General features: G+C 50.1%; 8 protein-coding genes. 5 read left to right on the forward strand and 3 right to left on the reverse strand.

All coding sequences use genetic code 11. The annotated features are described in order from the left end of the window. Window positions 1-481: 481 nt before the first annotated feature. Window positions 482-1027, reverse strand: a complete 546-nt coding sequence (gene syd / locus E0D98_RS08950; protein WP_000342438.1) for a SecY-interacting protein — start codon at window positions 1025-1027, stop codon at window positions 482-484. Window positions 1028-1094: 67 nt separating this feature from the next. On the opposite strand from syd, the gene queF reads away from it, so the two are divergent. From queF to xni, 5 genes are all read left to right on the forward strand, one after another. Continuing rightward, a complete protein-coding gene (gene queF / locus E0D98_RS08955; RefSeq protein WP_000100393.1) occupies window positions 1095-1943 on the forward strand; it encodes an NADPH-dependent 7-cyano-7-deazaguanine reductase QueF in 849 nt (282 codons plus the stop codon). 111 nt (window positions 1944-2054) lie between these two features. Then, the gene (ppnN, locus tag E0D98_RS08960; RefSeq protein WP_000627995.1) at window positions 2055-3419 is read left to right on the forward strand and encodes a nucleotide 5'-monophosphate nucleosidase PpnN; all 1365 of its coding nucleotides are present in this window, start codon (window positions 2055-2057) and stop codon (window positions 3417-3419) included. Window positions 3420-3975: 556 nt separating this feature from the next. Next, the gene (sdaC, locus tag E0D98_RS08965) at window positions 3976-5265 is read left to right on the forward strand and encodes an HAAAP family serine/threonine permease SdaC (RefSeq protein ID WP_000450476.1); all 1290 of its coding nucleotides are present in this window, start codon (window positions 3976-3978) and stop codon (window positions 5263-5265) included. 57 nt (window positions 5266-5322) lie between these two features. Then, the gene (gene sdaB / locus E0D98_RS08970) at window positions 5323-6690 is read left to right on the forward strand and encodes an L-serine ammonia-lyase II (protein WP_000626404.1); all 1368 of its coding nucleotides are present in this window, start codon (window positions 5323-5325) and stop codon (window positions 6688-6690) included. Between the two features lie 111 nt (window positions 6691-6801). Beyond that, window positions 6802-7557 carry a flap endonuclease Xni gene (xni, locus tag E0D98_RS08975; RefSeq protein ID WP_001378339.1) on the forward strand — a complete coding sequence of 252 codons (756 nt, stop codon included), beginning with the start codon at window positions 6802-6804 and terminating at the stop codon, window positions 7555-7557. Window positions 7558-7611: 54 nt separating this feature from the next. Here xni and fucO read toward each other — a convergent pair whose 3' ends face one another. Then, a complete protein-coding gene (gene fucO / locus E0D98_RS08980; RefSeq protein ID WP_000013588.1) occupies window positions 7612-8760 on the reverse strand; it encodes a lactaldehyde reductase in 1149 nt (382 codons plus the stop codon). A gap of 27 nt (window positions 8761-8787) precedes the next feature. Beyond that, window positions 8788-9435, reverse strand: coding sequence for an L-fuculose-phosphate aldolase (gene fucA, locus E0D98_RS08985; RefSeq protein ID WP_000440782.1), 648 nt, complete (start codon window positions 9433-9435; stop codon window positions 8788-8790). Window positions 9436-9690 lie beyond the last annotated feature (255 nt).

Genomic DNA, 9690 nt, shown 5'->3' on the forward strand with positions numbered 1-9690 from the left:
TCTGGCCTTGCGGCCAATCGTTCATCCTGAACTATTGCTTCCTGCTCACACCACCCCGATGTGATACTTCATCCTGAAGTGTCCCTGGCCTTCCTGACCCACCGAATCATCCTGACCGGTTCTCATTCTCCATCCTGGAGGTGTCCTTTAACGCGTCCTGCGTCATCCTCTTCGCTTCATCCAGAAGCCTTTCCCTGAAACACCATCCTGGTGTGTCCTGCAGAAGTGTCATCATCCTGATGTTCACTTCGTTGTCTGACTCCCTGTCGACGAAGATAGAATCGTCTTTTTCGCGAAGTCTTACAAGGCGCTTACAGACAATGCCTTAAGGAAAATTTCATATGAAAGTTAAGAATTAACAATCAACATTTTGATTTTAAATGAAAATAACGATTCTTATCTTTTTAAGTATTCGCTTATTTCCTGGCGATCTCCTACAGAGTCTGTAAGAGATCTCTCACAACCAGATGGGGTATTTGGATTACAGAAGAGGCTTAAGTTGATTAAGGAATTCCGCAAGATTTGAGGCTAAATGCGTCCGTTTACGTGTTCCCAGCGTCTCTTTGCACACTTCACCGGAGAGATTACACACCGAGATGACCTCTAACTCTTCTTCCAGCGTCGCGATAAATAGCGTGGGCGGCAGTTTTAGCCTTTTCTGAGTCACCAGATGACCAATCAGATTTTCCTGCACCCGACGGAAGTCGTCTTCACTCCAGGTTTGCAGCAATGTCAGTTTGATATCGCCAAACTGCGCGTGCATATCCCCGGCAAACTGAGTCGTATAAAAGGTATGAATTGTGGATTGTATCACAATATCAAAAGCGCGTTCAACCGCGTTTACATTTTGTTCCCCGGTAAACGGCTGGGGTTGCCAGTATACGGCATCTTCGGTAGTTGAAATAATGCACGGTGAAGGAACACCGTACAGTTCCTCACTTAACGGCCAGCTTTTATGCTCTTCATGCCACGCATCGCAGTAGCGTGCAGTAAAATCTTTCAGGGCTTGTGCGGTCAAATCGTCCACTAATTTCTCTCTTCACTTAAACCAGATACACTTGTCGTTTAGTTTATCTGGTTTATGACGGTGAAACATGTCTTCTTATGCAAACCATCAGGCACTTGCGGGCCTGACTCTTGGAAAATCAACCGATTACCGGGATACCTATGACGCCAACCTACTGCAAGGCGTTCCACGCAGCCTGAATCGCGACCCGCTGGGTCTGAAAGCGGATAACCTGCCTTTTCACGGTACGGATATCTGGACGCTGTATGAACTTTCCTGGCTGAATGCGAAAGGTTTGCCGCAGGTTGCCGTCGGTCACGTTGAACTTGATTACACCAGCGCAAATCTGATTGAGTCGAAGAGTTTTAAGCTCTATCTCAACAGTTTTAACCAGACGCGTTTTAATAACTGGGATGAGGTGCGCCAGACGCTGGAGCGCGACTTAAGCACTTGCGCCCAGGGTAAGGTTAGCGTGGCGTTATATCGTCTTGATGAACTGGAAGGCCAGCCGATAGGTCATTTCAATGGCACCTGCATTGATGACCAGGATATCACTATCGATAACTATGAATTCACTACTGACTATCTGGAGAATGCCACCAGCGGTGAAAAAGTAGTGGAAGAGACGCTTGTCAGCCACCTGCTGAAATCAAACTGCCTGATCACCCATCAACCAGATTGGGGTTCGATCCAAATTCAGTATCGTGGACGCCAAATTGACAGAGAAAAACTGCTGCGTTACCTGGTCTCATTCCGTCATCACAACGAGTTCCACGAACAGTGCGTGGAACGCATCTTTAATGACCTGTTACGCTTCTGCCAGCCAGAGAAATTAAGCGTTTACGCACGTTATACCCGTCGTGGCGGTCTGGACATTAACCCGTGGCGCAGTAATAGCGATTTTGTCCCATCGACCACAAGACTGGTTCGGCAATAAATTTTTTCTCAATTTTGCGTGCTGGATTCACGCAGAAGGTTGTGAAAGGTCATCAGGCAGGGCTATTGTAATCAAAGGGAATGACGATATTCGTCCCATAAGGAGTTTTTCTTGATTACACATATTAGCCCGCTTGGCTCCATGGATATGTTGTCGCAGCTGGAAGTGGATATGCTTAAACGCACCGCCAGCAGCGACCTCTATCAACTGTTTCGCAACTGTTCACTTGCCGTACTGAACTCCGGTAGTTTGACCGATAACAGCAAAGAATTGCTGTCTCGTTTTGAAAATTTCGATATTAACGTCCTGCGCCGTGAACGCGGCGTAAAGCTGGAACTGATTAATCCCCCGGAAGAGGCTTTTGTCGATGGGCGAATTATTCGCGCTTTGCAGGCCAACTTGTTCGCGGTTCTGCGAGACATTCTCTTCGTTTACGGGCAAATCCATAATACCGTTCGTTTTCCCAACCTGAATCTCGACAACTCCGTCCACATCACTAACCTGGTCTTTTCCATCTTGCGTAACGCTCGCGCGCTGCATGTGGGTGAAGCGCCAAATATGGTGGTCTGCTGGGGCGGTCACTCAATTAACGAAAACGAGTATTTGTATGCCCGTCGCGTCGGAAACCAGCTGGGCCTGCGTGAGCTGAATATCTGCACCGGCTGTGGTCCGGGAGCGATGGAAGCGCCGATGAAAGGTGCTGCGGTCGGACACGCGCAGCAGCGTTACAAAGACAGTCGTTTTATTGGTATGACAGAGCCGTCGATTATCGCCGCTGAACCGCCTAACCCGCTGGTCAACGAATTGATCATCATGCCAGATATCGAAAAACGTCTGGAAGCGTTTGTCCGTATCGCTCACGGTATCATTATCTTCCCTGGCGGTGTGGGTACGGCAGAAGAGTTGCTGTATTTGCTGGGAATTTTAATGAACCCGGCCAACAAAGATCAGGTTTTACCATTGATCCTCACCGGCCCGAAAGAGAGCGCCGACTACTTCCGCGTACTGGACGAGTTTGTCGTACATACGCTGGGTGAAAACGCGCGCCGCCATTACCGCATCATCATTGATGACGCCGCTGAAGTCGCTCGTCAGATGAAAAAATCGATGCCGCTGGTGAAAGAAAATCGCCGTGATACAGGCGATGCCTACAGCTTTAACTGGTCAATGCGCATTGCGCCAGATTTGCAAATGCCGTTTGAGCCGTCTCACGAGAATATGGCTAATCTGAAGCTTTACCCGGATCAACCTGTTGAAGTGCTGGCTGCCGACCTGCGCCGTGCGTTCTCCGGTATTGTGGCGGGTAACGTAAAAGAAGTCGGTATTCGCGCCATTGAAGAGTTTGGTCCTTACAAAATCAACGGCGATAAAGAGATTATGCGTCGTATGGACGACCTGCTACAGGGTTTTGTTGCCCAGCATCGTATGAAGTTGCCAGGCTCAGCCTACATCCCTTGCTACGAAATCTGCACGTAATCTCCCCTCCCCCGGTGACGTTTGTTGCCGGGTTTTCTCGTTTTTGGTCACTTACTCATCAACTCATTTCATTTGTTATATGAATGTTTCTTACCACCCTCACGCGACAAATATCATCACAGTTAATATGTCATACAATTTATATTGCAACGCAAACGTTTCCCTATTTTCATAAACCGTATTTTATCGCTATGAAAAAGAAATTATCGCCATGATTAACTAAAAGTATTGATTTTTTCAGTTCAACCTACATATATTGCGCGCCCCGGAAGAAGTCAGATGTCGTTTAATGGGCAAATATTGCCCTTAAATTCTCTTTTACTTTTGATTTACAGAGTAAAGCGTTGGGATAATCTATCTTCCAAGTAGATTATTGTATTTGAGATCAAGATCACTGATAGATACATAACTTGTGTGTATCTTTCCGCCCTCAAATTATTACGGCGGTAAATGATTAAGCCATCGCCGATAGACAGATTTCATTTTTACGGTCAGGCACCTTCCCGGGCTGAACTGGCTAAAAGCTGAATTATTTGCATTCCTCCAGGAGAAATAGATGGAAACGACTCAAACCAGCACGATTGCGTCGAAAGACTCTCGTAGTGCCTGGCGCAAGACAGACACCATGTGGATGCTGGGCCTTTACGGCACGGCAATCGGCGCGGGCGTGCTGTTCCTGCCAATCAACGCCGGTGTTGGCGGTATGATCCCGCTGATCATCATGGCTATCCTTGCGTTCCCGATGACGTTTTTTGCTCACCGCGGCCTGACTCGCTTCGTACTGTCTGGTAAAAACCCGGGCGAAGACATCACCGAGGTTGTAGAAGAACACTTTGGTATTGGCGCAGGTAAACTGATTACCCTGCTCTACTTCTTCGCTATCTACCCGATCCTGCTGGTTTATAGCGTGGCAATCACCAATACCGTTGAAAGCTTCATGTCTCACCAGCTGGGTATGACGCCACCGCCGCGTGCGATTCTGTCGCTGATCCTGATCGTGGGTATGATGACCATCGTTCGCTTCGGTGAGCAGATGATCGTTAAAGCGATGAGTATTCTGGTATTCCCGTTTGTTGGCGTACTGATGCTGCTGGCTCTGTACCTCATCCCGCAGTGGAACGGCGCAGCACTGGAAACGCTGTCTCTGGACACTGCATCTGCAACCGGAAACGGTCTGTGGATGACCCTGTGGCTGGCAATTCCGGTAATGGTGTTCTCGTTCAACCACTCTCCGATCATCTCTTCTTTCGCCGTTGCGAAGCGTGAAGAGTACGGCGATATGGCAGAACAGAAATGCTCGAAGATCCTGGCATTCGCACACATCATGATGGTGCTGACCGTAATGTTCTTCGTCTTCAGCTGCGTACTGAGCCTGACTCCGGCAGACCTGGCTGCGGCTAAAGAGCAGAACATCTCGATTCTGTCTTACCTGGCTAACCACTTTAACGCACCGGTTATCGCGTGGATGGCTCCGATTATCGCGATTATCGCTATCACCAAATCCTTCCTCGGCCACTACTTGGGCGCACGTGAAGGCTTCAACGGTATGGTGATTAAATCTCTGCGTGGTAAAGGTAAGTCTATCGAAATCAACAAGCTGAACCGTATCACTGCGCTGTTCATGCTGGTAACGACCTGGATTGTTGCCACCCTGAACCCGAGCATCCTGGGTATGATTGAAACCCTGGGCGGCCCAATCATCGCGATGATCCTGTTCCTGATGCCGATGTACGCAATTCAGAAAGTACCGGCAATGCGTAAGTACAGCGGTCACATCAGCAACGTATTCGTTGTCGTGATGGGTCTGATTGCAATCTCCGCAATCTTCTACTCTCTGTTCAGCTAAGTCCTTTCGCGCCGCTTTCGGGCGGCGCTTCCTCCGTTTTAACGCGATGTATTTCCTATGATTAGCGTATTCGATATTTTCAAAATCGGCATTGGCCCTTCCAGTTCTCATACCGTTGGACCAATGAAAGCGGGTAAACAATTTACCGACGATCTGATTGCCCGTAACCTGCTTAAAGACGTGACCCGCGTGGTGGTTGACGTGTACGGCTCGCTCTCTCTGACTGGTAAAGGCCACCACACTGATATCGCCATTATTATGGGCCTGGCGGGTAACCTGCCAGATACCGTGGATATCGATTCCATCCCTGGTTTTATTCAGGATGTGAATACTCATGGTCGCCTGATGCTGGCAAATGGTCAGCATGAAGTGGAGTTCCCGGTTGATCAGTGCATGAACTTCCATGCCGACAACCTTTCTCTGCATGAAAACGGTATGCGCATTACCGCGCTGGCGGGCGATAAAGTCGTTTACAGCCAGACTTACTACTCTATTGGCGGTGGCTTTATCGTTGATGAAGAGCATTTTGGCCAGCAGGATAGCGCACCGGTTGAAGTTCCTTATCCGTACAGTTCAGCAGCCGATCTGCAAAAACATTGTCAGGAAACCGGGCTGTCACTCTCTGGCCTGATGATGAAAAACGAGCTGGCGCTGCACAGCAAAGAAGAGCTGGAACAGCACCTGGCGAACGTCTGGGAAGTCATGCGCGGCGGTATTGAGCGCGGTATTTCCACCGAAGGCGTGTTGCCTGGCAAACTGCGCGTTCCACGCCGTGCTGCGGCACTACGCCGGATGCTGGTCAGCCAGGATAAAACCACCACTGACCCGATGGCGGTAGTTGACTGGATCAACATGTTTGCACTGGCAGTGAACGAAGAGAACGCCGCTGGCGGTCGCGTGGTGACTGCGCCGACTAACGGTGCGTGCGGGATTATCCCGGCTGTGCTGGCGTACTACGATAAGTTTATCCGCGAAGTGAACGCTAACTCACTGGCTCGTTACCTGCTGGTAGCCAGCGCCATTGGTTCTCTTTATAAGATGAACGCATCAATTTCTGGTGCCGAAGTGGGCTGCCAGGGTGAAGTTGGTGTGGCGTGCTCAATGGCGGCGGCTGGTCTGGCAGAACTGTTAGGCGCAAGCCCGGCGCAGGTGTGCATCGCGGCGGAAATCGCCATGGAGCACAACCTCGGTCTGACGTGTGACCCGGTCGCCGGACAGGTCCAGGTGCCATGCATCGAGCGTAACGCCATTGCGGCAGTAAAAGCGGTGAACGCCGCACGTATGGCGCTACGCCGTACCAGCGAGCCGCGCGTCTGCCTCGATAAAGTTATCGAAACCATGTACGAAACAGGTAAAGATATGAACGCCAAGTACCGCGAAACCTCTCGCGGCGGCCTGGCAATGAAGATCGTTGCCTGCGATTAATCGCTCTCCAGAGGCCTCGTTTTGCGAGGCCTCTTCCCGATTTCTCATCCAGCCGTAGCCTGTTCCGGCATCGAATGTTACCCTTATCGCCTGATCTTTAAGGGGGTTATCGTGGCTGTTCATTTGCTTATTGTCGATGCACTGAATCTTATTCGTCGCATTCATGCCGTTCAGGGGTCGCCCTGTGTCGAAACCTGCCAGCACGCGCTCGATCAGCTCATTATGCACAGCCAGCCAACCCACGCTGTCGCCGTTTTTGATGATGAAAACCGCAGTAGCGGCTGGCGTCATCAGCGTTTACCAGATTACAAAGCGGGTCGACCGCCAATGCCGGAAGAGTTGCACGACGAGATGCCTGCATTACGCGCCGCCTTTGAGCAACGCGGCGTCCCGTGCTGGTCAACCAGCGGCAACGAAGCCGATGACTTAGCCGCCACGCTGGCGGTCAAAGTGACACAGGCCGGGCATCAGGCAACGATTGTTTCGACAGATAAAGGCTACTGTCAGTTACTTTCACCGACATTACGTATTCGTGATTACTTCCAGAAACGTTGGCTGGATGCGCCATTTATCGATAAAGAATTTGGCGTTCAACCGCAGCAGTTGCCCGATTACTGGGGACTTGCGGGGATCAACAGTTCAAAGGTACCGGGTGTTGCGGGAATCGGACCAAAAAGCGCCACGCAGCTGCTGGTCGAGTTTCAGAGTCTGGAAGGGATATATGAGAATCTGGATGCGGTTGCCGAAAAGTGGCGCAAAAAATTAGAAACCCATAAAGAGATGGCGTTTCTGTGCCGCGATATTGCCCGCTTACAAACCGATTTGCATATCGACGGCAATTTACAGCAATTGCGGTTGGTACGGTAACGGCGAGCCGGATACGCCGCAAACGTCGTATCCGGCATTATCACATCAGCGCATTTACCAGGCGGTATGGTAAAGCTCTACAATATCCTCAAGCGTTGCTTCACGCGGGTTGCCACCGGTACAAACATCATCCAGTGCCGCCTGCGCCAGTGCCGGAATGTCTTCCTTGCGTACACCAACATCACGCAAATGTGGCGGAATACCGACATCACGGTTGAGAGCAAACACCGCTTCAACAGCGGCATTACGCGCCTCTTCCAGGCTCATACCTTCCACTTTCACGCCCATAACGCGCGCGATATCGCGGTACTTCTCACCGGTAAAGTCAGCGTTATAGCGCATGACATGCGGTAGCAGGATGGCGTTTGCAACACCGTGTGGAGTGTTATAAAACGCGCCCAGTGGATGCGCCATACCATGCACCAACCCTAACCCAACATTCGAGAAGCCCATACCCGCAACATACTGCCCGAGCGCCATTTCTTCTCCGGCATCCTTATCACCAGCAACCGATCCTCGCAGCGCCCCAGCAATGATTTCAATCGCTTTAATGTGCAGTGCATCGGTTAGCGCCCACGCGCCACGGGTAATATACCCCTCAATAGCATGAGTAAGCGCATCGACACCCGTCGCAGCTTTCAGCGCTGGAGGCATACCATCCATCATGTCAGCGTCAATAAACGCCACCTGCGGGATATCATGCGGATCAACGCAAACAAACTTGCGCCGTTTTTCTTCGTCAGTGATCACGTAGTTAATGGTCACTTCTGCCGCAGTGCCTGCTGTGGTGGGGATTGCCAGAATCGGTACACTGGGTTTATTGGTCGGGGAAAGTCCTTCCAGGCTACGCACATCGGCAAACTCCGGGTTGTTGCTGATAATGCCAATCGCTTTACAAGTATCCTGTGGAGAACCACCACCAATAGCGATCAGGTAATCCGCGCCGCTATTCTGGAATACACCGAGCCCTTCTTTGACGACAGTAATTGTTGGGTTGGGCACTACGCCGTCGTAAATCGCCCATGCCAGCCCTGCAGCATCCATCTTATCGGTCACTTTCGCCACCACGCCGCATTGCACCAGCGTTTTATCGGTGACGATCAGCGCCTTCTGATAACCACGGCGTTTCACCTCATCGGTTAAAGCCCCAACAGCACCCCGACCAAACCATGCCGTTTCGTTCAGAATCATTCTGTTAGCCATCATCCTTCTCCTTGTTGCTTTACGAAATTACTCTTCAATTCGTAACCCATAGGTTTTGAATTTCTCCAGCACTACGGCAATCTCTTCATCGCTCAGCACTGGCACCGGGTCCGTAATCGCCAGGGTCGTCAGGTAAAGTTGCGCCAGCACTTCAACTTCATGCGCCAGCCATAACGCTTTTTCCAGATTCACCTCACAAGCGATAAGCCCATGATGTTGTAACAAAGTTGCCTTACGATTTTTGAGAGCCTGCGCAACATGTTCAGAAAGTTCACGTGTTCCAAAGGTCGCATAAGGCGCGCAAGGAATAGAATTACCGCCAGCCGCCGCAATCATGTAGTGAATAGCGGGGATCGATCGGTTAAGAATGGAAACTGCCGTGCAATGAACGGCATGATTGTGAACAACCGCGTTGGCATCCGGTCTGCTTTGATAGGCCGCCATATGGAAACGCCATTCGCTTGAGGGGAGCTTTCCTTCCTCATGTTTACCGTTGCCATCAATAAAGACAATATGCGACTCCGTCAGTTTTTCATATGGAATGCCTGTAGGCGTAATCAGCATCCCATCCTGATAACGTACACTGACGTTCCCCGCTGTCCCCTGGTTCAGTCCCAGGCGGGTCATTTCCAGGCAAGTGTCAATAATCTGACGAGCAAGTTTATTTCGTTCCATTAGCTACCTCTCTCTGATTCAAAACAGGGCAATAATGTTGTTCCTTTCACACTATTGAATTAGCCGTTTAATTACCCACCATCTTCTTCCTGATTAACCAGAAAGAAATTCACAAGCTTATATTTTGTGACCTGGTTCAACTAATCACAGTAAATAACTGCAAGTTCTCTTTTTATAACCCCATTAAAAATGACCGCTCTTAAAAATATTTATCAAAACGGTCATTTTTCTATTCACTCAAGCCAGGAATGCCCG

It is taken from the genome of Escherichia sp. KCJ4928, from assembly GCF_004352695.1.
GTDB lineage: Bacteria > Pseudomonadota > Gammaproteobacteria > Enterobacterales > Enterobacteriaceae > ECMA0423.